At 54.6% G+C, this 20,672-nt stretch carries 25 protein-coding genes; 14 read left to right on the forward strand and 11 right to left on the reverse strand.

Going from position 1 to position 20,672, the window contains the following annotated elements:
- Window positions 1-35: 35 nt before the first annotated feature.
- Window positions 36-1,286 (forward strand): enterobactin transporter EntS, encoded by a 1,251-nt coding sequence (gene entS, locus ACCW76_RS05170; protein WP_436337951.1) that lies wholly within the window; start codon window positions 36-38, stop codon window positions 1,284-1,286.
- On the opposite strand, the gene fepB is transcribed toward entS, so the two are convergent.
- Window positions 1,281-2,246, reverse strand: a complete 966-nt coding sequence (fepB, locus tag ACCW76_RS05175; RefSeq protein ID WP_045815881.1) for a Fe2+-enterobactin ABC transporter substrate-binding protein — start codon at window positions 2,244-2,246, stop codon at window positions 1,281-1,283. The two genes, entS and fepB, sit on opposite strands and share 6 nt — an antisense overlap.
- A gap of 176 nt (window positions 2,247-2,422) precedes the next feature.
- On the opposite strand from fepB, the gene ACCW76_RS05180 reads away from it, so the two are divergent.
- From ACCW76_RS05180 to ACCW76_RS05200, 5 genes are read left to right on the forward strand one after another with little or no spacing between them, the layout of a single operon-like run.
- A complete protein-coding gene (locus ACCW76_RS05180; protein ID WP_436337952.1) occupies window positions 2,423-3,604 on the forward strand; it encodes an isochorismate synthase in 1,182 nt (393 codons plus the stop codon).
- Between the two features lie 10 nt (window positions 3,605-3,614).
- The gene (locus ACCW76_RS05185; RefSeq protein ID WP_045815879.1) at window positions 3,615-5,231 is read left to right on the forward strand and encodes a (2,3-dihydroxybenzoyl)adenylate synthase; all 1,617 of its coding nucleotides are present in this window, start codon (window positions 3,615-3,617) and stop codon (window positions 5,229-5,231) included.
- An 18-nt stretch (window positions 5,232-5,249) separates the two neighbouring features.
- Window positions 5,250-6,104: an isochorismatase family protein gene (locus ACCW76_RS05190; RefSeq protein WP_038649458.1), complete on the forward strand. Its 855-nt coding sequence runs from the start codon at window positions 5,250-5,252 to the stop codon at window positions 6,102-6,104.
- Window positions 6,101-6,859: a 2,3-dihydro-2,3-dihydroxybenzoate dehydrogenase gene (gene dhbA, locus ACCW76_RS05195; RefSeq protein WP_436337953.1), complete on the forward strand. Its 759-nt coding sequence runs from the start codon at window positions 6,101-6,103 to the stop codon at window positions 6,857-6,859. Before ACCW76_RS05190 ends, dhbA begins: the two co-directional genes overlap by 4 nt.
- Before the next feature lies 1 nt (window position 6,860).
- Window positions 6,861-7,277 (forward strand): hotdog fold thioesterase, encoded by a 417-nt coding sequence (locus ACCW76_RS05200; RefSeq protein ID WP_436337954.1) that lies wholly within the window; start codon window positions 6,861-6,863, stop codon window positions 7,275-7,277.
- A gap of 142 nt (window positions 7,278-7,419) precedes the next feature.
- Here the strand turns inward: ACCW76_RS05200 and cgtA are convergent, their stop codons facing one another.
- The 3 genes from cgtA to rplU form a co-directional block, all read right to left on the reverse strand.
- Complete coding sequence (cgtA, locus tag ACCW76_RS05205; RefSeq protein ID WP_034826592.1) at window positions 7,420-8,595, reverse strand: Obg family GTPase CgtA; 1,176 nt, start codon at window positions 8,593-8,595, stop codon at window positions 7,420-7,422.
- A 249-nt stretch (window positions 8,596-8,844) separates the two neighbouring features.
- Window positions 8,845-9,102: a 50S ribosomal protein L27 gene (gene rpmA, locus ACCW76_RS05210; RefSeq protein ID WP_003851093.1), complete on the reverse strand. Its 258-nt coding sequence runs from the start codon at window positions 9,100-9,102 to the stop codon at window positions 8,845-8,847.
- A gap of 15 nt (window positions 9,103-9,117) precedes the next feature.
- On the reverse strand, window positions 9,118-9,429 hold the full coding sequence (rplU, locus tag ACCW76_RS05215; protein WP_034826596.1) for a 50S ribosomal protein L21: 312 nt from the start codon (window positions 9,427-9,429) through the stop codon (window positions 9,118-9,120).
- 254 nt (window positions 9,430-9,683) lie between these two features.
- Between rplU and ispB the strand changes: the two genes are divergently transcribed.
- Together ispB and ACCW76_RS05225 are read left to right on the forward strand one after the other, a co-directional pair.
- On the forward strand, window positions 9,684-10,655 hold the full coding sequence (gene ispB, locus ACCW76_RS05220; RefSeq protein WP_038649473.1) for an octaprenyl diphosphate synthase: 972 nt from the start codon (window positions 9,684-9,686) through the stop codon (window positions 10,653-10,655).
- A gap of 272 nt (window positions 10,656-10,927) precedes the next feature.
- Window positions 10,928-11,209, forward strand: coding sequence for a helix-turn-helix domain-containing protein (locus ACCW76_RS05225; protein WP_038649475.1), 282 nt, complete (start codon window positions 10,928-10,930; stop codon window positions 11,207-11,209).
- A gap of 65 nt (window positions 11,210-11,274) precedes the next feature.
- On the opposite strand, the gene murA is transcribed toward ACCW76_RS05225, so the two are convergent.
- The 7 genes from murA to mlaF all read right to left on the reverse strand — a co-directional run bounded on the left by murA (window position 11,275) and on the right by mlaF (window position 16,052).
- Window positions 11,275-12,534, reverse strand: a complete 1,260-nt coding sequence (gene murA / locus ACCW76_RS05230; RefSeq protein WP_034826598.1) for a UDP-N-acetylglucosamine 1-carboxyvinyltransferase — start codon at window positions 12,532-12,534, stop codon at window positions 11,275-11,277.
- Window positions 12,535-12,578: 44 nt separating this feature from the next.
- Window positions 12,579-12,836: a BolA family iron metabolism protein IbaG gene (ibaG, locus tag ACCW76_RS05235; RefSeq protein ID WP_034826599.1), complete on the reverse strand. Its 258-nt coding sequence runs from the start codon at window positions 12,834-12,836 to the stop codon at window positions 12,579-12,581.
- Window positions 12,837-12,950: 114 nt separating this feature from the next.
- Window positions 12,951-13,256: a lipid asymmetry maintenance protein MlaB gene (gene mlaB, locus ACCW76_RS05240; RefSeq protein ID WP_038649484.1), complete on the reverse strand. Its 306-nt coding sequence runs from the start codon at window positions 13,254-13,256 to the stop codon at window positions 12,951-12,953.
- A gap of 2 nt (window positions 13,257-13,258) precedes the next feature.
- On the reverse strand, window positions 13,259-13,888 hold the full coding sequence (mlaC, locus tag ACCW76_RS05245; RefSeq protein WP_034826602.1) for a phospholipid-binding protein MlaC: 630 nt from the start codon (window positions 13,886-13,888) through the stop codon (window positions 13,259-13,261).
- A gap of 14 nt (window positions 13,889-13,902) precedes the next feature.
- Window positions 13,903-14,445, reverse strand: coding sequence for an outer membrane lipid asymmetry maintenance protein MlaD (gene mlaD / locus ACCW76_RS05250; RefSeq protein WP_034826604.1), 543 nt, complete (start codon window positions 14,443-14,445; stop codon window positions 13,903-13,905).
- Between the two features lie 4 nt (window positions 14,446-14,449).
- Window positions 14,450-15,232: a lipid asymmetry maintenance ABC transporter permease subunit MlaE gene (mlaE, locus tag ACCW76_RS05255; protein WP_034826606.1), complete on the reverse strand. Its 783-nt coding sequence runs from the start codon at window positions 15,230-15,232 to the stop codon at window positions 14,450-14,452.
- 4 nt (window positions 15,233-15,236) lie between these two features.
- Window positions 15,237-16,052 (reverse strand): phospholipid ABC transporter ATP-binding protein MlaF, encoded by an 816-nt coding sequence (gene mlaF, locus ACCW76_RS05260; protein WP_436337955.1) that lies wholly within the window; start codon window positions 16,050-16,052, stop codon window positions 15,237-15,239.
- Between the two features lie 227 nt (window positions 16,053-16,279).
- Between mlaF and ACCW76_RS05265 the strand changes: the two genes are divergently transcribed.
- The 6 genes from ACCW76_RS05265 to lptB are packed head-to-tail and all read left to right on the forward strand — an operon-like array spanning window position 16,280 to window position 20,666.
- Window positions 16,280-17,263, forward strand: coding sequence for a calcium/sodium antiporter (locus tag ACCW76_RS05265; protein ID WP_034826610.1), 984 nt, complete (start codon window positions 16,280-16,282; stop codon window positions 17,261-17,263).
- A gap of 13 nt (window positions 17,264-17,276) precedes the next feature.
- Window positions 17,277-18,257: an arabinose-5-phosphate isomerase KdsD gene (gene kdsD, locus ACCW76_RS05270; RefSeq protein WP_034826612.1), complete on the forward strand. Its 981-nt coding sequence runs from the start codon at window positions 17,277-17,279 to the stop codon at window positions 18,255-18,257.
- Window positions 18,258-18,270: 13 nt separating this feature from the next.
- The gene (gene kdsC, locus ACCW76_RS05275) at window positions 18,271-18,837 is read left to right on the forward strand and encodes a 3-deoxy-manno-octulosonate-8-phosphatase KdsC (protein WP_034826614.1); all 567 of its coding nucleotides are present in this window, start codon (window positions 18,271-18,273) and stop codon (window positions 18,835-18,837) included.
- Window positions 18,834-19,412 carry an LPS export ABC transporter periplasmic protein LptC gene (gene lptC, locus ACCW76_RS05280; protein ID WP_034826617.1) on the forward strand — a complete coding sequence of 193 codons (579 nt, stop codon included), beginning with the start codon at window positions 18,834-18,836 and terminating at the stop codon, window positions 19,410-19,412. Before kdsC ends, lptC begins: the two co-directional genes overlap by 4 nt.
- A complete protein-coding gene (gene lptA, locus ACCW76_RS05285; RefSeq protein ID WP_034826619.1) occupies window positions 19,381-19,935 on the forward strand; it encodes a lipopolysaccharide ABC transporter substrate-binding protein LptA in 555 nt (184 codons plus the stop codon). Before lptC ends, lptA begins: the two co-directional genes overlap by 32 nt.
- A gap of 5 nt (window positions 19,936-19,940) precedes the next feature.
- Complete coding sequence (gene lptB / locus ACCW76_RS05290; protein ID WP_034826621.1) at window positions 19,941-20,666, forward strand: LPS export ABC transporter ATP-binding protein; 726 nt, start codon at window positions 19,941-19,943, stop codon at window positions 20,664-20,666.
- Window positions 20,667-20,672 lie beyond the last annotated feature (6 nt).

The raw sequence follows: 20,672 nt of genomic DNA on the forward strand, positions 1-20,672 counted from the left end.
GACGATGAGGAAAATTGGTGCAAAAAGGCGAACAAATGAACAAATCTTCCCACTTTATCGATCTCTCCCTGCTGAAAACCCATGCGGCATTTCGCGCAGTATTTATTGCCCGTTTCATCTCGATTGTCGCGCTCGGTATGCTCGCCGTGGCGGTGCCGGTGCAGATCCAGCAGATGACGCACTCCCCGCTTTTGGTGGGATTGGCCGTCACCCTCGCCGCATCTGGTATGTTTATTGGTCTGCTGACCGGCGGCGTGTTAGCCGATCGCTACGAGCGTAAGAAACTGATTTTGTTTGCCCGATCCACCTGCGGCTTGGGCTTTATCGCGCTGGCTATCAACGCTGCACTGCCGCAACCTTCACTGATTGCGGTGTATCTGCTGGGATTCTGGGATGGCTTCTTTGGCGCGATTGGCGTCACGGCGCTGCTGGCGGCCACACCGGCGCTGGTGGGGCGCGAAAACATTATGCAGGCCGGCGCCATCACCATGCTGACGGTGCGTTTTGGCTCTATCCTCTCGCCGGCCATTGCCGGACTGGTCATTGCACACGGCGGCGTGGTGTGGAACTACGGCTTAACCGCGTTTGGCACACTGATTACCGTACTGACGCTGCTGAAATTAACTCAACTCCCGCCGCCACCTCAGCCGCGAGAACATCCGCTGAAGTCGCTGGCCGCCGGGGTGCAGTTCCTGTTTGCCAGTCCGATTGTCGGTATGGTGGCATTGATTGGTGCGTTGGTCACACTGGCCAGCGCGATTCGCGTGCTCTATCCCGCCCTGGCGCCACATTGGTCAGTGAGTGCTAACCAGTTTGGCATGCTTTACGCAGCCGTGCCGCTGGGTGCCGCTATCGGCGCGTTCACCAGCGGTAAATTGAAGCATGCCGCCCGACCGGGACAGCTGGTGCTGGGCAGTGCGGTGGCCGCCTTTTTCGCGCTGGGATTATTCAGCCTGATGCCCAATCTGCCGCTGGCGCTGCTGTGCCTGGTGGCGTTTGGCTATTTCAGTGCCATCAACAGTCTGGTGCAGTACGCGATGATTCAACTGCTGACGCCTGACCATTTGCTGGGCCGCATCAACGGCTTGTGGACCGCGCAAAATGTCACCGGGGATGCGATGGGTGCGGCGATGATAGGTGCTATGGGTTCATGGCTATTGCCGCCACAGGCTGCCGCCGCGTTTGGCTTTGCGGCAGCGCTGCTTGGCATTGTGATGTGGTGTGTTATGGGACGCTTACGTCGTTATGCTCCGCCAGCTCCTGAGCTGGCGGAACAGGCATCATGACTTAACGAACAGTTTCTCCAGACGCGCCAGCAGATTGCTGGCGCTATAGTAATCCAGACGGAACGAATCGACGCCAAGCGGGAACACCTGCTTATCCTTAACCGCCGCGTTTTGCGCGAGGAACGGATTGCCGATCACTGACTGCGTGGTTTTATCATCCGCCGCAAACAGCAGGAAGGTTTTACCCGTCAAGCCGCTACCCACATTCTCACCTGACAGCTGAATAATGTCTTTACGCTGACCCATGCTGTGACCTTGCTGCACACTGGCTGGCGGGACGGCAAGGGTAAAACCAAGCTGCTCCAGCAGTTTGCCCTGCGCTGACTCAGTGGTCCACACGTTGACGGCACGCCCATCGCCGTTCCACACCATGGCAGACACGGGTTGCGGCGGTAAGGTGATGGTTTTTTTCAACGCTGCTTCACGATCGTCAAAAGCTTTCACTCGCTGTGCCGCTTGCGCTTCATGGCCGGTTGCCTGCCCGAGCAGCGTCACCACATCCTGCCAGCTTTTGTCATCGTAATTGACCACCAGCGTTGGCGCGATGGCGGAAAGCTGGCTGGCAAGTTTGATCGCAGAGTCATTACCTGTGGCGCTCACCAGAATCAGATCGGGTGCTTCTGCGGCGACCGCTTCGGCGCTCGGCTCGCCAATATAGAGACGTTTTACATGGCGCTGTTTTGCCACCTCACCCCATTGACGGAAAAAACCCTGATCGTCGGCCAGACGACTGTTCGGTGCGGTCGCACCGGACGCCACCACCGGCGCATCAATCGCCAGCAGCGATCCGGTTAAGGTGACGCTGGTTGAAACAATGCGCTGCGGAGCTTTGTTTAAGGTAATCGAACCCTTTGCCCCTTGCACCGTGCGCGGCCATCCCTGTTCTGCCTGTGCGAGCCCTGTGAAAGTCTGGAAAATAAACAACAGGGCTGTCAGGCCCAATAAACCGCATTTATTCATAAGTTTTGGTCCACCTTTTAGCTTATTGCACGGCTCGACGTCACCTTCCGATTACGCCTAATCATGCGGGAAATCCCGCGAATGGATTGACTCTTTTGTCCAATCGACGTAGGTTACAGGCCCATAATAAAAATGATAATCATTCTTAATAATCTTATCATTTATAGGTGAAAATTATGGTGGAATCATCCATGTTTGAAAATGCCTTATTAGAGGATTTTTCTGCGTTATGCCGTGGGTTCCTCTTTACCTCGCCGTGGCGCAGCCTCGCGACTCAAGGCTGCTATACCACGATAACCACCTCTGTGGCAGACGCTGCATCATTGCAGGGTGATTTTCAACTTCAGCTGCATCAACATTTTGCGGCGGCAAAACAACAAGGCATTGAGAATCCGATCCTGGTGGGTGCGATTCCGTTTGACGTGAGTCAGCCTGCGGCCCTGTTTATCCCTGAGACGTATCAAACTTTTCATCGTGCCGACCTACAGAATGCGCTGCCTGCGGCTGCCAGTGAACTGCCGCAGGTACGCCGTCGCGTGGCGGTGCCGGATCACGATGTCTTTACCCAAATGGTGGCCGATGCGGTGACAGCAACGCAACGTGGTGACCTCGATAAAGTGGTGCTGTCGCGCCTGATGGATATTGTTACCGAGCAGCCAGTGGATACCGCGGCGCTGATGCAACGCGTGATTGCACAGAATCCGAATAGCTATCACTTCCATCTGCCGCTGCCACAAGGCGGTGCACTGGTGGGGGCCAGCCCGGAACTGATGCTGCGTAAGCAGGGCCGCGATTTTAGCTCGTGCCCGCTGGCGGGCTCAGCACGTCGTGATCACCACAATAGCCAGCAGGATCAGGCAGCGGGCAATACGCTGATGGACTCCAGCAAAGATCGTCATGAACACCAGCTGGTCACGGATGCGATGCGCGATACGCTGCAACCGCGCAGTCGCCTGCTGTCGGTGCCGACGGTACCGTCGTTGATCACCACGGCAACCTTGTGGCACCTCGCGACCCAAATCGATGGTGAGGTGCAGGATGATCGTGAGAACGCCTTGTCGCTGGCCTGCCTGCTTCATCCGACCCCCGCATTAAGCGGTTTCCCACACCAGCGTGCTCAGCAGCTGATTCAGCAGTTGGAGCCTTTTGATCGTCAGCTGTTTGGCGGCATTGTGGGATGGTGTGACAGTGAAGGAAACGGTGAATGGGTGGTGACGATTCGTTGTGGCACCGTGCACGGTGCACGCGTGCGACTGTTTGCGGGCGCAGGCATCGTTGCCGATTCCCAACCTGAATCAGAATGGCGCGAAACCGGCGTGAAGCTGGATACCATGTTGCGCGCTTTTGGACTGCAATAAAGGAAAGAGCATGAGTATTCCCTATACCCGCTGGCCTGAAGATTTGGCTGCGCGCTATCGCGAAAAAGGCTATTGGCTCGATGTGCCAATGACCGATATCCTGGCGCGCCATCAAGAGAATGATGCCATCGCGGTCATCGACGGCGATCGTCAAATCAGCTATCGCGAGCTGAATCAACTCACCGATAACCTCGCGGCGGCCCTGCAGCGCCGTGGCCTGCAACAGGGTGATACTGCGTTAGTGCAGCTCGGCAACGTGGCGGAGTTTTACGTCACGGTCTTTGCGCTGTTTAAACTTGGCGTGGCATCCGTCTTCGCGCTGTATAGCCATCAGCGCACGGAGCTGACTGCCTACGCCACGCAGATTGAGCCTAAGCTGTTAATTGCCGATCGCCGTCACGCACTGTTTGCCGACGACACCTTTATTGGTGCGCTCTGTGCGGCACAGCCCTCTCTGCAGCAGGTGATTCTGTGCAATGACGGTGATAAAGAAAACACCCTCGAAGCCCTGATGGCGGAAGCGGCAGGCGATTACCAGCCAACGCCAACTGCTGCCGATGAAGTGGCGTTTTTCCAGCTCTCCGGTGGCAGCACCGGTACGCCGAAGCTGATCCCACGCACGCACAATGATTACTATTACAGTATTCGCGCCAGTGATGAGATCTGCGAAGTCACGGCTGACACGCGCTATCTGATCGCCCTGCCCGCGCCGCATAACTTCGCCATGAGCTCACCGGGTTCACTCGGTGTGTTTTATGCCGGGGGCCAGGTGATTCTTGCCGCTGACCCAAGCGCCACGCTCTGCTTCCCGCTGATTGAGAAGCACCAGGTCACCGATACCGGCCTGGTGCCGCCCGCAGTGAGCCTGTGGCTGCAGGCGATTCAGGAATGGGGCAGCAATAAGCAACTGGCTTCGCTGCAGCGTATTCAGGTGGGTGGCGCAAAGTTGGGCGAAACGCTGGCGGCACGCATCCAGAGCGAAATTGGCTGCCAATTACAGCAGGTGTTTGGCATGGCCGAAGGTCTGGTGAACTACACCCGCTTTGGCGATGACGAGAAAATCGTGCTGACCACACAGGGCCGACCGATTTCTGAAGATGACGAAGTGTGGGTGGCCGACGAACAGGGTAATCCGCTGCCGCACGGCACGGTAGGCCGCCTGATGACACGCGGTCCGTACACCTTCCGTGGTTACTATAAAAGCCCGGAGCACAACGCGGCCAGCTTCGATGCTAATGGTTTTTACTGTTCTGGCGATCTGATTGAGATCAATCCTCAGGGTTACATCACCGTGCAGGGCCGAGAGAAAGATCAGATCAACCGGGGTGGCGAGAAGATCGCCGCAGAAGAGATCGAGAATCTGCTGCAGCGTCATCCGGACGTGATCCACGCTGCGCTCGTGTCGATGAATGATGAACTGATGGGCGAAAAGAGCTGCGCCTTTATCGTTGCCAGCCAGCCGATCAAAGCGGTAGCACTGCGTCGCCATCTGCGCGATCTCGGTGTCGCCGAGTTTAAATTACCCGATCGTATTACCTGCGTAGATGCCCTGCCGCTGACCCCGGTTGGCAAGGTGGATAAAAAACGTTTACGCCAACAGCTTGCTGACCAACAAGCGCAAGCCTGACCTGTTCCGGAGATAATAATGGCTATTCCAAAACTCAATTCTTACGCGCTGCCTGCCGCCACTGAACTGCCGACCAATAAAGTGAAATGGAGCGTAGAGCCACAGCGCGCTGCGCTGCTCATCCATGATATGCAGGCTTATTTCCTGAATTTCTGGGGCGAGAACAGCCCGCTGATCGACCAGGTCGTCGAAAACATTGCGCGCCTGCGTGCCTACTGCAAAGCGCAGGGTATTCCGGTGTTTTACACTGCGCAGCCTAATGAGCAGAGCGATGCCGATCGCGCATTGCTCAACGACATGTGGGGACCGGGCCTGAATAAGCATCCGGATCAACAGAAGATCGTGGATGCACTGGCGCCAGATCAGGACGATCAGGTGTTAACTAAATGGCGTTACAGCGCCTTTGTGCGTTCGCCGCTGGAGTCGATCCTGCAAGAGATGGGCCGCGACCAGCTGATCATCACCGGCGTTTATGCCCATATTGGCTGTCTGACCACCGCCACTGACGCCTTTATGCGTAATATCCAGCCGTTTATGGTGGCAGATGCGCTGGCCGATTTTAGCCGCGAAGAGCACATGATGGCGCTGACTTACACTGCTGGCCGTAGTGGCAAAGTGGTGATGACCGCCGATCTCATGCCGCTGCCGCTAAGCAAAGATGATCTGCGTGCGCTGATTCTGCCGCTGCTGGAAGACGACGATGTGCCGGAAGATGATGAGAATCTGATCGACTACGGTCTGGATTCCGTGCGCGTGATGGCGCTGGCAGCGCGCTGGCGCCAGGTGCACAACGATATCGATTTCGTTAGCCTGGCGAAAAATCCTAGCATTGATGGCTGGTGGGCTCTGCTATCACGGACGCCTGCCAAATGAGTGCCTCTTTCGACTTTAACGGAAAATTCGTCTGGGTAACCGGTGCGGGCAAAGGCATTGGTTACCACACGGCGCTGGCATTCCATCAGGCCGGCGCACAGGTGATCGGCTTCGATCTGCGTTTTGATCAGCCCGACTACCCGTTTGCCACGCAGGTTTTGGATGTGGCGAATGCGGCGGAGGTGAAAGAAGTTTGTCAGCGCCTGCTGGCTGAGCAGCCTCGTCTGGATGTGCTGGTCAACGGCGCCGGGATCCTGCGCGTCGGCAGCACCGAAGCACTCGCATTCGAAGACTGGCAGGCGTGTCTGGCGGTGAACGCTGGCGGCGCCTTCAATATGTTCCAGCAGACGCTGCCGGTGTTCCGCCAGCAGCGCGCAGGAGCGATTGTCACCATCGCCTCCAACGCCGCGCATGCGCCACGCCTGGGGATGTCCGCTTATGGCGCTTCCAAAGCGGCACTGCGTAGCCTGTGCCTGACCGTCGGTCTGGAAATGGCACCGTTTGGCGTGCGCTGCAACATCGTTTCACCGGGTTCAACCGATACCGACATGCAACGTAGCCTGTGGCACACGCCGGAAGCAGAGCAGGAGATGATCAACGGCTTCCCGGATCAGTATAAGCTGGGGATCCCACTGCGTAAGATCGCGAAACCGCAAGAGATCGTGAACAACGTCCTGTTCCTCGCCTCGGATCTTGCCAGCCACGTGGTACTGCAGGATATTGTGGTCGACGGTGGCGCAACGCTGGGATCCTGATATGGCAATCTGGAAACGATCGGTTGATCTGGCAACCTTAAATACCCTGGGTAATAACTCACTGGTGTCGCACATCGGCATCGTGTTCACGGTGATTGGCGACGATTACCTTGAGGCCACTATGCCAGTGGACACCCGCACGCAGCAGCCGTTTGGCCTGCTGCACGGCGGTGCGTCAGTGGTGCTGGCGGAATCGATGGGATCGATTGCCGGTTATCTGAGTGTGGAAGAGGGCAAAAGTGTGGTCGGGATAGAGGTGAGTGCCAGCCACCATCGCGCAGTGAGCAGCGGTGAAGTCCGCGGTATCTGCCGTCCTTTGCACCTTGGCGCACGCAACCAGAGTTGGGAAATAGAGATTCGCAATGGACGCGATCAACTGTGCTGCACATCGCGATTGACGGTGGCGGTGCTGGGGTAATTTTCCGCGACGGCCCCCTTATTCCTGGGGGTAAGAAAAATCGCGCCGGATTGCTGAACACAATGCCCTTTCATCGGGAGATGAAAATGGGTACTCAGCAGCCATAAAAAAAGCGGCCAATTGGCCGCTTTCTCTTTGGCGATTAACGCTGGTAAATGATTTCGACGCCTTCGTCGTCCTCTTCATCCCAGTCGTCATCCCAATCGTCATCTTCTTCCACTTCCTGAGCGGTTTCCATGGCTTCGCGGTGATAGTCATCCCACATAAAGGCCACTTTCTCCGGCTCTTTCGCTTCTTCTTCCGCTTCTTTCGGGTTCTCGATGATGAAGGTCATCACGTCCCAGCAAAGATCTTTCACGCCATCATGGCTGGCAGCAGAAATCAGATAGTATTTGTCTTCCCAGCCCAACGCTTCCACAACCGCTTTAGCGCGGCTTTCCGCTTCTTCACGGTCCAGCAGGTCACATTTGTTAAACACCAACCAGCGTGGCTTCTGGAACAGCTTCTCGCTGTATTTTTCCAGTTCACCCAAGATGATGCGGGCGTTCTCGACCGGATCGGATTCATCGATCGGCGCAAGGTCAATCAGGTGCAACAGTACACGGCAACGCTCAAGGTGCTTCAGGAAGCGAATGCCCAGACCGGCACCATCCGCTGCGCCTTCAATCAGGCCCGGGATATCCGCGACGACGAAGCTCTTTTCGTTGTCCATGCGCACCACGCCAAGGCTTGGCACCAAAGTGGTAAACGGATAATCCGCCACTTTTGGTTTAGCCGCAGACACGGAACGAATAAAGGTCGATTTACCGGCATTTGGCAGGCCAAGCATACCGACATCAGCCAGCAGCATCAGCTCCAGTTGCAGGTCGCGTTTCTCGCCCGGCGTACCCATGGTCTTCTGACGTGGGGAACGGTTAACGGAGGATTTAAAACGCGTATTGCCCAAGCCGTGCCAGCCGCCTTTTGCGACCATCAGCTTCTGCTCGTGGCGCGTCATGTCACCCAGCGTTTCGCCAGTCCCCTGGTCAATTACGCGGGTACCGACAGGCACCTTGATAATGATGTCTTTGCCGCGTTTACCGGTGCAATCACGGCTCTGGCCATTTTGACCACGTTCGGCGCGGAAAGATTTCTCGAAGCGATAATCGATCAGGGTATTCAGGTTTTCATCCGCCAGCAGGTAAACATCACCGCCGTCACCGCCGTCGCCGCCGTCCGGGCCACCGCGTGGAATGTATTTTTCGCGGCGGAAGCTTACGCAACCATTACCGCCATCGCCTGCGACCGCAAGGATCGTCGCTTCATCTACAAACTTCATTTTATTTCTCCGTCACGCTATCGTTCGCGGCGACTAAAGCACAGCAAACGGGTCCGCCAGGGTCTTCTGCGCTGACCGGCGGCGGATAATACAAGACTGGCAAAGCCAGGAGTACATAAATTGTACAGCAAACTGCGCGTTTTGGTCAGAGGGAATCCCGCAACCTGCGGCAGAATGTAAAAAGCCCCGCAAAGCTGCGGGGCCTTCAATTCGTGTGTTCAGACGTTAACCGTCTGCGTCACAACAACCTTACTCAGCAACGATGCTGATGTACTTACGGTTGTTAGGACCTTTAACTTCGAATTGTACTTTACCGTCTGCGGTAGCAAACAGGGTGTGGTCACGACCACAACCTACATTGGTACCTGCGTGGAATTTGGTGCCACGCTGACGAACGATGATGCTACCTGCCAGAACAGATTCACCACCGAAACGCTTAACACCCAGACGTTTTGCATTGGAGTCGCGACCGTTACGAGTCGAGCCACCAGCCTTTTTATGTGCCATTTGTCAGATCTCCTCTTACGCGCCGATCACAGTGATTTTCACATCAGTGAACCACTGACGGTGACCAGCTTGCTTACGGTAGTGTTTACGACGACGAAACTTAACAATCTTAACTTTCTCGCCACGACCGTGAGCAACAACTTCTGCCTTGATCACACCGCCTGATACCAGTGGCGCGCCGATTTGCACGTCTTCGCCATTTGCAATCATCAGAACCTGGTCGAACTCAATGGTTTCGCCGGTTGCGATGTCCAGCTTTTCCAAGCGAACGGTCTGACCTTCGCTTACTCGGTGTTGTTTACCACCACTTTGGAAAACCGCGTACATATAAAACTCCGCTTCTGCGCATGCCTTTCTATTCATCAGGCGGCGCGATAAATATTCACAATAGGGCGCGAATTCTACGCAAATCTCCAGCAGAAGACAAGTGCACTTTGCACTCTCTTGCAGAAAAAAAGCGCAGGACGAATGCAAACGTTTCTCAGCCCGATTTTTCAAGTACAATCAGTAACAGATTACCTGAACTCACGCTGGGTAAAAGCGCTTACCATGCAAAATACGAGTCAAAGCTGAACAGACGAATGAACTTAGAACAGATTAATGAATTAACCGCGCAGGACATGGCGGCCGTCAACCAGACCATCCTCGACCAGCTGAATTCAGATGTCTCACTGATTAATCAGTTGGGTTATTACATCATCAGCGGCGGAGGCAAACGTATCCGGCCTATGATCGCGGTGCTCTCGGCACGTGCGCTGAACTATCAGGGATCGCTGCATGTCACTAATGCGGCGCTGATCGAATTTATCCACACAGCGACTCTGCTGCACGATGATGTGGTGGATGAATCCGATATGCGCCGTGGCAAAGCCACTGCCAATGCCGCGTTCGGTAATGCTGCCAGTGTGCTAGTGGGGGATTTCATCTACACCCGCGCGTTTCAGATGATGACCAGCATGGGATCCTTAAAGATCCTCGCGCTGATGTCCGAAGCAGTAAACGTGATTGCGGAAGGTGAAGTGCTGCAGCTGATGAACTGCAACGATCCCGATATCACTGAAGAGAGCTACATGCGCGTTATCTACAGTAAGACCGCGCGCCTGTTTGAAGCGGCTTCTCAAGCCTCCGCGATTCTGGCTGAAGCCACGCCGGCGCAGGAAAAAGCGCTGCAGGATTATGGTCGCTATCTGGGTACCGCTTTCCAGTTAATTGACGATTTGCTGGATTACAGTGCGGATGGCGAAACCCTGGGTAAAAATACCGGTGATGACCTGAGTGAAGGCAAGCCGACGCTGCCGTTGCTGCATGCCATGCACAACGGCACGCCAGAGCAAGCTCAGATGATCCGCAAAGCAATCGAAGAAGGTAACGGTCGCCATCTGCTGGAACCGGTGCTGGATGCCATGCAACAAACTGGCTCGCTGGAATGGACGCGCAAACGCGCTGAAGAAGAGGCGGATAAAGCCATTGCTGCCCTGCAGGCCCTGCCAGAAACACCGTGGCGTAGCGCACTCGAAGCATTGGCCCACATGTCAGTGCAGCGTGATTTCTGATTGTCATTACGGGGCAGCCTAGCCCCGTTTTCTTTCCTGCCTCACCCGTTTTCTCCCCCTGCTATACTTCCCAGCCCTTCACCTGACTGCCCATTACATTCCTTGCAGCGCTTTTGCGAAAGAGAGCTCAGTTTAATGCGAGGCCAAAACAATTACTGGAAGCTTATGGAAATTATTTGCTATAAGGTTTTTGTTTTTTCCTAATATCTCTGCATTGGATACGCTCGCTGCGGCAGAGACAACGCAATAACATGGACAAGGAGCAGGACGTTATGAAAGCAAGGAAACAGGATTGGCATCCCGCAGATGTGATTGCAGCACTGCGTAAAAAAGGCACATCAATGGCAGAATTGTCACGCAATTCGGGGCTGAACTCGTCCACACTCTCCAACGCACTTTCCCGCCCCTGGCCCAAAGGAGAGTGGTTGATCGCTGAAGCGATCGGTGTTCATCCCGCCGAGATCTGGCCAACTCGCTATTATGATCCTATTACATCGCGCTTGCTGGATCGCAAAAAACGTATTCGATCCCCCAGGGATCGTCAGGAGATCTGAGATCTTTGGCATAAAAAAACCAGCCACGCTGCCGTGACTGGTTTTCTTCGCGTGCGAGATCTGTGTTATTCGCCGCTGACGCGCTCGATATTGGCACCCATGGCCTTCAGTTTATCTTCGATGTGCTCATAGCCACGGTCGATATGATAAATACGGTCCACAATGGTAGTGCCTTCCGCGATGCAACCGGCCAGTACCAGGCTCGCAGAAGCTCGCAGGTCGGTTGCCATCACTTGTGCACCCGACAGCGCCTCCACACCGTGGCAAATCGCAGTGTTGCTTTCGATTTCCGCGTGACCGCCCATACGAATCAGCTCAGGGATGTGCATGAAACGGTTTTCGAAGATGGTTTCGGTGATCACGCCAGTGCCTTCCGCCACCATGTTCAGCAAGGTGAACTGTGCCTGCATGTCGGTTGGGAAACCTGGGTGTGGTGCAGTACGGACGTTAACCGCCTTAGGGCGCTTACCGTGCATATCGAGGCTGATCCAGTCTTCACCGGTTTCAATCTCGGCACCCGCATCACGCAGTTTTGCGAGTACAGCATCCAGCGTATCGGGCTGGGCTTTATGGCACACCACTTTACCGCGGGAAATCGCAGCAGCGACCAGGAAGGTACCGGTTTCGATACGATCCGGCAGAACGCGATACACACCACCACCCAGACGTTCTACGCCCTCGATGGTGATTTTATCTGTGCCTGCACCGCTGATTTTTGCGCCCAGCGTGTTGAGGAAGTTTGCCGTATCGACAATTTCCGGCTCACGAGCGGCGTTTTCAATAATGGTCGTGCCAGTGGCAAGCGTTGCTGCACTCATGATGGTCACAGTCGCGCCAACGCTGACTTTGTCCATGACGATATGCGCGCCTTTCAGGCGGCCATTAACGGAAGCTTTGACGTAACCTTCTTCCAGTTTAATTTCCGCACCCAGCTGCTCAAGGCCAGTGATGTGTAGATCAACCGGACGTGCACCAATAGCACAGCCACCTGGCAATGAAACCTGACCCTGACCAAAACGCGCCACCAGCGGACCCAGTGCCCAAATCGAGGCACGCATGGTTTTCACCAGATCATACGGCGCGCTGAAGACATTAACTTCGCGAGCATCAACGTGAACCGAACCATTACGCTCAACGCGCGCCCCCAGCAAATTCAGCAGCTTCATGGTGGTATCGATATCACGCAACTTCGGCACGTTCTGAATTTCAACCGGCTCTTCTGCCAGCAGCGCAGCAAACAGAATTGGCAGCGCAGCATTCTTCGCCCCGGAAATGGTCACTTCACCACTTAAACGGGTGGGGCCTTGCACACGAAATTTGTCCATTAACGGCTCTCAATTATCTATCAACAAATCAACCGGCGAGACGCTTAGAAACCGTTGAGTTTACGGTCACGCGCCCACTCGGTTGGGGTATAAGTTTTAATGGACACCGCATGAATACGGTTATCCGCAATGTATTCCATCAGCGGCGCATAAACAGCCTGCTGTTTCTTCACACGGCTCAGTTCACCGAACATCTCACCCACCGCGATCACCTGAAAATGACTGCCGTCGTTGCTGAGAACATGTACTTCATCTAATGGCAGCGCCTGCATCAGCACGGCTTGAACTTCACTATTTTCCATCGCTCTTTGCTTCACTTAATAATAATAAGGCGGATATCTTAGAGGAAAGCGCATGACTCTTAAATACGCAAAAGCCCCTGAATAAATCAGGGGCTTTTGGCGATAACCACGTAATCAGGCGATTTTTTCCGCAGAAACAATAATCTGCTGTAGGTTATACAGCGCAATTAATGACTGGAGTTTGTCGTTGATACCGGTGAAAACTGGCGTGCTACCTTGTGCTCGCGCGATTTCGCGAAGATGGACTAACAAAGCCAGCCCCGCTGAATCCACGCGCTCCAGCGCCGCGACATCAATGGTCGCGACATCCACCATGGCGGTTTCACGGTCATGCCACAATGACAGCAGGGTATCGCGATCCAACATGCCGCTTAAAGATAGCGTGCTGGCATTGCGCTGCCAGCGTAACGGTTCGCTCATGCTTACTGTTTATCCAGAGTGATAGGCTGTGCTGCGTAGGTTTTCAACTGCGCGGTCAGACCATCAATGCCCTTGGTACGCAGCAAATCACTCCACTCATTTTGTTTGGTGGTGATCATACTGATGCCTTCAGCCACCATATCATAGGCCTGCCAGTTGCCGGTCTGGCTGTTCTTGCGCCACTGGAAATCAAGACGCACAGGCGGACGGCCGTTCGGATCCAAAATAGTCACGCGAATCGCCACGATATTCGCATCGCCAATCGGCTGCGGTTGCTGAATCTGGTAGGTTTGGCCATGGTACAGCGCCAGCGCCTGACCATAAGCCTGCGCCAGGTAATCGCCAAATGCGGCAAAGTAAGCGTCGCGTTGCGCGGGCGTTGCTTCACGATAATAGCGGCCCAGCACCAGCGCACCCGCGTACTTGATCTGTACATACGGCAGCAACTCCTGACGCACCACCTCACGCAGATAGTTAGGATCCTGCTTGATTTTAGGTTGCTCGTTTTTCAAGCGGGTGAAGGTCTTCGCCGCCGCTTCATTCATCAGTTTATAAGGATCGCTCTGATCCGCTGCATTGGCCGCCAGCGGCACAATCGCCAGCATGGCAATCATCAGGAAACGTTTAAACATCGTGTTTTACCTCTCTATTCCGTTGTAGCAGGTGCTGCCGGAGCAGGCGCACTCTCGGTGCCCTGCTTTTGATTATCGTTTTTGTTATCGCCGCTCTTGTAGAGGAACTGGCCGATCAAATCTTCCAGCACCATCGCGGATTTGGTGTCACGCAACGTGCCGCCATCTTTCAGCATTGCCGAACCCAGTTCTGGATCGTCAAAGCCTAAATTCAGTGCGAGGAACTGTTCACCCAGCAGACCTTGCGTTCGAATAGCCAGCGAGCTGGTGTCCGGGATTTTGTCGGCATATTGATCGCTGATGTCCATGGTGACACGCGGCGACAGCGTTTTATCATCCAGCGAAATATCCGTGACACGACCAATCACCACACCACCAATTTTCACCGGTGAGCTGACTTTTAGGCCGCCAATATTATCGAAAGTGGCATACAGCTTCCATGTCGGTTCGGTGCCAAGTGACTTGAGATCGGCCACGCGCAGGCTGAGGAATAACAGTGCCAACAGTGCTGCCAGCATGAAGACGCCAACCCAGATTTCGTTTTTCTTGCTTTGCATTGCATCAATTCCCAAACATCAGTGCTGTCAGCACAAAGTCCAAACCGAGTACCGCCAGTGAAGCATGCACTACGGTACGCGTTGTCGCCCGACTAATCCCTTCCGAGGTCGGGATGGCATCATAGCCATTGAACAGCGCAATCCAGGTTACCGTCACGGCAAAGACTGCGCTTTTAATGATGCAGTTGATGACATCGGTGCGGAAATCCACGGCATTTTGCATCGCTGACCAGAAGAAGCCAGGATCGATGCCTTTCCAGCCCACGCCCACCAACGCCCCACCGGCAATACCGACTGCCGTAAAGATCAAGGCTAGCAGCGGCATGCTGATAAACCCTGCCCAGAAGCGCGGCGAAACCACGCGACGCAGCGGATCAACGGCCATCATTTCCATACTGGAGAGCTGTTCGGTGGCTTTCATCAAACCAATCTCTGCCGTCAGGGCTGAACCCGCACGTCCTGCAAACAGCAATGCCGTGACCACGGGGCCCAGTTCACGTAGCAGCGATAAGGCCACCAGCATGCCGAGACTGGTTTCAGCGCTGTAGGTCGTCAGCACCAGATAACCCTGCAGGCCCAGCACCATACCAATGAATAAACCCGAGACCACGATAATCAGCAGCGACAACACACCCACGCTGTACAGCTGTTTTACCAGCAGTGGCGCGTGGCGGCGGAAAGCGGGTTTACCCACCAGCGCATGAAACAGCATCAAGCCTGCACGGCCAAACGCCGCGCAAGTATTAATTCCCTGACGTCCAAGTGACGCCAGCGCCTTTAGCAACATCAGTTTACGTTCTCCCTGCACGAGTCAGATCGCTGAGGTAATCCCCGGCAGCGAAGCGGAATGGCACTGGACCGTCCGCATGACCCTCAATAAACTGGCGCACGCGCGGATCGGCATTTTCCCGCAACTCCGGCGCGCTGCCCTGGGCAATAATCTTTTGACCGGCAACAATATAGGCATGGTCAGCAATGCTCAAGACCTCTGGCACATCGTGTGAAACCACAATGCAGGTCACACCTAACGAGTGGTTCAATTCATCAATCAATTTCACCAGCACGCCCATGGTAATCGGATCCTGGCCGACAAAGGGCTCATCGAACATGATCAGGTCCGGCTCCAGCGCAATCGCGCGCGCCAGTGCGGCACGGCGCGCCATGCCACCAGAGAGCTCGGCCGGCATCAGTTTGGCCGCACCGCGCAGGCCGACTGCTTCCAGCTTCATCATCACCGTGCTGTGCAGCAATTCCGGCGGTAATTGTGTGTGCTCACGCAACGGCCAGGCAACGTTATCAAAGACGTTAAGATCGGTAAAAAGTGCACCCGACTGGAACAACATGCTCATTTTTTTTCGCACTTCATACAATTTAGTGCGAGAAAGCGTCGGGATATTCTGGTCACGGAACCAGATTTCCCCTTTATCCGGTTGCAACTGACCACCAATCAGGCGCAGCAGCGTGGTTTTTCCAATCCCGGATGGCCCCATAATAGCGGTCACTTTACCCGCTGGCACGGTAAGCGAAATGTCATCAAAGATGACGCGGTCTCCGCGAGTGAAGCTGACGCCACGAACCTCAACCAGATTCGTTTTTTGCTGGATCATCGTTACCTCTTTATGCGGATCGGGCGTAATCAAAGTCGTGGATGGTAGCCTGGTAGACCACAATGCACGATAGTTTTACAGAAACTTACCCGTCAGGTGTGGCGAAAACGGCCTTAAAATTTACTTTTGCCTCTCAGACAGTCAAAATCAGCGCCTGTTTCCGCGCGCGCAATGTATTTACCTGTCGGACAAGGTTTGCCGACACACCTATCCATCAAGGATTTTTCATGTTCGTAGCCACTGCCCTGCTGTTTATTGGATTGATTTTACTGGCTTACGGTGCTGACCGTCTGGTTTTCAGTGCCGCGATCCTGTGTCGATCCTTCGGCATTCCTCCGCTGATCATCGGCATGACAGTGGTAAGCATTGGCACATCGTTACCCGAACTGATCGTTTCTTTTTCTGCAGCGCAGCATGGGCAAATGGATTTAGCTGTAGGGACGGCGCTGGGCTCAAACATTACCAATATTCTGCTGATCCTCGGCGGTGCCGCACTGTTGCACCCATTGACAGTGCACTCCAATCTGATTCGGCGCGAACTCCCCCTGATGCTGCTGGTCTCACTGCTGAGTGGCATTATGTTGTTTGATAATCACCTTAGTCGACTTGATGGCATCGCGCTGCTGCTGATTGCGTTAGGTTATCTGCTGATCGCCATTCGCATCGCCCGCCGCGCAGAGCGGGATAACAACGACACGTTAACGCGCGAACAATTGGCTGAACTGCCGCGCGATGAAGCTGGCAATACCGTGGCCTTTCTGTGGCTGGCGGTGGCGCTGATTATTCTGCCGATGTCGACGCGGATGGTGATCGATAATGCCACCGTTTTTGCCGACTATTTTGGTGTCAGCGAGCTGGTCATGGGTCTGACGTTGATTGCCGTGGGCACCAGCCTGCCTGAACTGGCAACCGTACTGGCGGGTGCATTGAAAGGTGAAGACGATATCGCTATCGGTAACCTGATTGGCGCTAATATCTTTAATCTGGCCATTGTGCTGGGCCTGCCCGCGCTGGTGCACCCCGGCAGCGTTGATGCACACGCTTTCGCACGAGATTACTGGGTGATGTTAGGTGTCAGCGTGCTGTTCGCCCTACTCTGCCTGTTACGCAAACGCCGGATTGGCCGCGTAGCGGGCTCTCTTTTGTTATCGGGATTTATTGCGTGGGTTCTGTGGCTGTGGCTCAGCCCTGCGCTCATCACAAGTTATTAAGGACGGACTGACCATGTCACATCAGCAACCGGTTTTTGATTACCAACAGGCAGGTAAAGCGGTACTGCGCATCGAACGCGAAGGGCTGGAGCAGCTCGATCAGTATATTAATGCCGACTTTAGCCGCGCCTGCGAAATGATCATTGCCTGCCGTGGAAAAGTGGTGGTGATGGGCATGGGCAAATCCGGTCATATTGGTGCAAAAATGGCAGCGACTTTCGCCAGCACCGGCACGTCTTCGTTCTTTGTTCATCCTGGTGAAGCCAGCCATGGTGACCTCGGTATGGTGACAGCTAACGACGTGGTGATCGCTATCTCTAATAGTGGCGAATCGAACGAAATTCTGGCCCTCATCCCGGTCCTCAAGCGACAGAAAGTGCCGTTGATTTGCCTCACCAGTCGTCCGGAGAGTGCCATGGGGCGTGCCGCTGACGTGCATTTATGCGTGAAGGTTCCGCAGGAAGCGTGCCCGCTCGGTCTGGCACCGACCTCCAGTACTACCGCCACGCTGGTGATGGGCGATGCGCTAGCGGTTGCCCTGCTGGAAGCACGCGGCTTTACGCAGGAAGACTTTGCGCTGTCGCATCCCGGTGGCGCACTGGGCCGCAAACTGCTGCTACACGTGAGCGATATTATGCACAGTGGTGACGAGATCCCACACGTCAGCCGCGATGCGTCGCTGCGGGATGCGCTGCTGGAAATTACGCGCAAAAACCTCGGCCTGACGGTGATTGTTGACGACCTGATGAAAATCGAAGGCATTTTCACTGATGGCGACTTACGCCGCATCTTCGATATGGGGATCGATTTCCAGTCAGCCAGCATTCAGGATGTGATGACGCGCGGCGGGATTCGCGTGCGTCCGAATATGCTGGCTGTCGACGCACTGAATCTGATGCAAAACAAAAACATCACTGCGGTGTTGGTCGCCGATGACGATCGTTTGCTCGGTGTGGTACATATGCATGACATGCTGCGCGCTGGCGTAGTTTGAACAGGAACAAAGAATGAGTGTTGAAACCACGATGATCGATACCTGCTATGGCCCGGTGAGTGCCGATGTAATGGCTCGGGCGGCGCGGATTCGCCTGCTGATTTGCGATGTCGACGGTGTGATGTCTGACGGCGTGATTTACATGGGCAACAACGGCGAAGAATTGAAGGCCTTTAACGTCCGTGATGGCTATGGTATTCGCTGCCTGCTGACCTCTGATATCGAAGTGGCTATTATTACTGGCCGCAAAGCGAAGCTGCTGGAAGATCGTTGCCAGACGCTCGGCATTACGCATCTTTATCAGGGACAATCAGATAAGCTTTTGGCGTGGCGTGAACTCCTGGATAAACTGTCATTATCTGCTGAGCAAGTGGCTTACATCGGCGATGATTTGATCGACTGGCCAGTGATGGCGGAGGCCGGTTTGAGTGTGGCTGTCGCCGATGCCCACCCCGTGTTATTACCTCGTGCACACTACGTCACCCGCATTGCCGGTGGCCGTGGTGCGGTACGTGAACTCTGCGATCTGATTTTGATGGCGCAGAATAAATTTGAGGATGCCAAAGGGCAATCAGTATGAGTAAGAGCAGGCGTTGGATAACGCTGATTTTGGCCTTGATCGCCCTGGTGCTGATCGGCTGGAATCTCACCAACCAGGACGATAGCGAAGCGCCGGTGGCGACCAATAGCCAGGAGCCAACCTATACCAGCGAGAAGTCCCATTCTGTGGTGTACAACCCCACGGGCGCGCTGGCGTACAAACTGATCTCGGATAAAGTGACTTACTTTGCGGCAGATGAGGTGAGCTGGTTCGATAATCCGGTTGCAACCACGTATGATGAAAATAAAGTGCCCACCTGGACAATACGTGCCGATAAGGCAAAGCTGACCAAAGATCGTATGCTGTATCTATATGGTCACGTCGAAGTGAATACCCTGACCCAGGATTCTCAACTTGAGCGCATTATTACCGATACGGCTCAGGTTAATCTGGTCACCCAGGATGTGACATCTGACGATCAAGTCACCCTATTTGGCCGCAGTTTTAATTCCACTGGCATGAAGATGCGCGGCAATTTACGAACCAAGAATGCCCAGCTGCTTGAAAAGGTCAAAACTTCCTATGAAATCCAAAATGAACAAAAACAGCCTTAAGTTGTTGTTGGTGAGCGCCTTACTGGCGACCAGCCTGCCCGCGCTGGCCCTGACGGGCGATTCTGACAAGCCTGTTAATATTGATTCGGTGAATCAGGCGCTGGATCTGCAAGGCAACGTGGCGACCTTTACCGGCAATGTCATCGTGACCCAGGGTTCAATCAAAATCACCGCTGACAAGGTGGTGGTCACACGTCCAGGTGGCGACAGTAAAAAAACTATCGTGGATGCCTACGGCGCTCCCGCCACCTTCTATCAGATGCAGGATAACGGCAAACCCGTGCAGGGCCACGCCTCAAAACTGCATTATGAGCTGGCGAACGATTTCGTTGAACTGACGGGCAATGCCTTCATTCAGCAGCTGGACAGCAACATCAAAGGCGATCGCATCACTTACCTGGTGAAAGAGCAGAAAATGCAGGCGTTTAGCCAGGGCGAAAGCAAACGCGTCACCACCGTACTGGTGCCGTCGCAGTTGCAGGACAAAAACGGCTCGTCCACGAGCCCTAAAAAGAGTAACTGATCGCTATGGCCACATTAGTCGCTGAAAACCTGGCGAAAGCCTATAAAGGCCGCCGCGTGGTGGAAGATGTCAGCCTGCAGGTAAAATCTGGCGAGATTGTCGGCCTGCTAGGTCCAAACGGTGCCGGCAAGACCACTACATTCTATATGGTTGTCGGGATTGTGCCGCGTGATGCAGGCCGCATCGTGATCGATGACGAAGATATCAGTATTCTGCCGCTGCATGCGCGAGCGCGCCGTGGTATTGGCTATCTGCCGCAGGAAGCGTCAATCTTCCGCCGTCTAAGCGTGTTCGACAATTTGATGGCAGTGTTGCAAATCCGCGATGATTTAACGGAAGAGCAGCGTCAGGATCGTGCCAATGAGTTGATGGAAGAGTTCCACATTGAGCATCTGCGTGACAGCATGGGCCAGGCGCTTTCCGGTGGTGAACGGCGCCGTGTTGAAATCGCTCGCGCTCTGGCAGCCAACCCCAAATTTATCCTGCTGGATGAACCTTTTGCCGGTGTTGACCCGATCTCAGTCATCGATATCAAAAAAATCATCGAACACCTACGCGACAGCGGTCTTGGCGTGTTGATCACCGATCACAACGTGCGTGAAACGCTTGCGGTGTGCGAACGTGCTTACATCGTGAGCCAGGGACATCTGATCGCGCATGGTACGCCGGATGAAATTCTTGCAGATGAGCAGGTTAAACGGGTTTATTTGGGCGAAGAGTTCAGACTCTGATAAGGT

It is taken from the genome of Pantoea sp. C8B4 (assembly GCF_051336905.1).
Classification (GTDB): Bacteria; Pseudomonadota; Gammaproteobacteria; order Enterobacterales; family Enterobacteriaceae; genus Pantoea; species Pantoea rwandensis_B.

Bases quoted from the DNA above. Each gene is read 5' to 3' on its own strand.
- ACCW76_RS05265 (WP_034826610.1), top strand. From the start codon at position 16,280: ATGTTCGTAGCCACTGCCCTGCTGTTTATTGGATTGATTTTACTGGCT.
- ACCW76_RS05180 (WP_436337952.1), top strand. From the start codon at position 2,423: ATGGTGGAATCATCCATGTTTGAAAATGCCTTATTAGAGGATTTTTCT.
- lptB (WP_034826621.1), top strand. From the start codon at position 19,941: ATGGCCACATTAGTCGCTGAAAACCTGGCGAAAGCCTATAAAGGCCGC.
- murA (WP_034826598.1), bottom strand. From the start codon at position 12,534: ATGGACAAATTTCGTGTGCAAGGCCCCACCCGTTTAAGTGGTGAAGTG.
- kdsC (WP_034826614.1), top strand. From the start codon at position 18,271: ATGAGTGTTGAAACCACGATGATCGATACCTGCTATGGCCCGGTGAGT.
- lptA (WP_034826619.1), top strand. From the start codon at position 19,381: ATGAAATCCAAAATGAACAAAAACAGCCTTAAGTTGTTGTTGGTGAGC.
- dhbA (WP_436337953.1), top strand. From the start codon at position 6,101: ATGAGTGCCTCTTTCGACTTTAACGGAAAATTCGTCTGGGTAACCGGT.
- mlaF (WP_436337955.1), bottom strand. From the start codon at position 16,052: ATGATCCAGCAAAAAACGAATCTGGTTGAGGTTCGTGGCGTCAGCTTC.
- ibaG (WP_034826599.1), bottom strand. From the start codon at position 12,836: ATGGAAAATAGTGAAGTTCAAGCCGTGCTGATGCAGGCGCTGCCATTA.
- mlaC (WP_034826602.1), bottom strand. From the start codon at position 13,888: ATGTTTAAACGTTTCCTGATGATTGCCATGCTGGCGATTGTGCCGCTG.
- ACCW76_RS05200 (WP_436337954.1), top strand. From the start codon at position 6,861: ATGGCAATCTGGAAACGATCGGTTGATCTGGCAACCTTAAATACCCTG.
- ACCW76_RS05185 (WP_045815879.1), top strand. From the start codon at position 3,615: ATGAGTATTCCCTATACCCGCTGGCCTGAAGATTTGGCTGCGCGCTAT.
- ispB (WP_038649473.1), top strand. From the start codon at position 9,684: ATGAACTTAGAACAGATTAATGAATTAACCGCGCAGGACATGGCGGCC.
- kdsD (WP_034826612.1), top strand. From the start codon at position 17,277: ATGTCACATCAGCAACCGGTTTTTGATTACCAACAGGCAGGTAAAGCG.
- fepB (WP_045815881.1), bottom strand. From the start codon at position 2,246: ATGAATAAATGCGGTTTATTGGGCCTGACAGCCCTGTTGTTTATTTTC.
- mlaD (WP_034826604.1), bottom strand. From the start codon at position 14,445: ATGCAAAGCAAGAAAAACGAAATCTGGGTTGGCGTCTTCATGCTGGCA.
- mlaB (WP_038649484.1), bottom strand. From the start codon at position 13,256: ATGAGCGAACCGTTACGCTGGCAGCGCAATGCCAGCACGCTATCTTTA.
- rpmA (WP_003851093.1), bottom strand. From the start codon at position 9,102: ATGGCACATAAAAAGGCTGGTGGCTCGACTCGTAACGGTCGCGACTCC.
- cgtA (WP_034826592.1), bottom strand. From the start codon at position 8,595: ATGAAGTTTGTAGATGAAGCGACGATCCTTGCGGTCGCAGGCGATGGC.
- rplU (WP_034826596.1), bottom strand. From the start codon at position 9,429: ATGTACGCGGTTTTCCAAAGTGGTGGTAAACAACACCGAGTAAGCGAA.
- mlaE (WP_034826606.1), bottom strand. From the start codon at position 15,232: ATGTTGCTAAAGGCGCTGGCGTCACTTGGACGTCAGGGAATTAATACT.
- entS (WP_436337951.1), top strand. From the start codon at position 36: ATGAACAAATCTTCCCACTTTATCGATCTCTCCCTGCTGAAAACCCAT.
- ACCW76_RS05225 (WP_038649475.1), top strand. From the start codon at position 10,928: ATGAAAGCAAGGAAACAGGATTGGCATCCCGCAGATGTGATTGCAGCA.
- lptC (WP_034826617.1), top strand. From the start codon at position 18,834: ATGAGTAAGAGCAGGCGTTGGATAACGCTGATTTTGGCCTTGATCGCC.
- ACCW76_RS05190 (WP_038649458.1), top strand. From the start codon at position 5,250: ATGGCTATTCCAAAACTCAATTCTTACGCGCTGCCTGCCGCCACTGAA.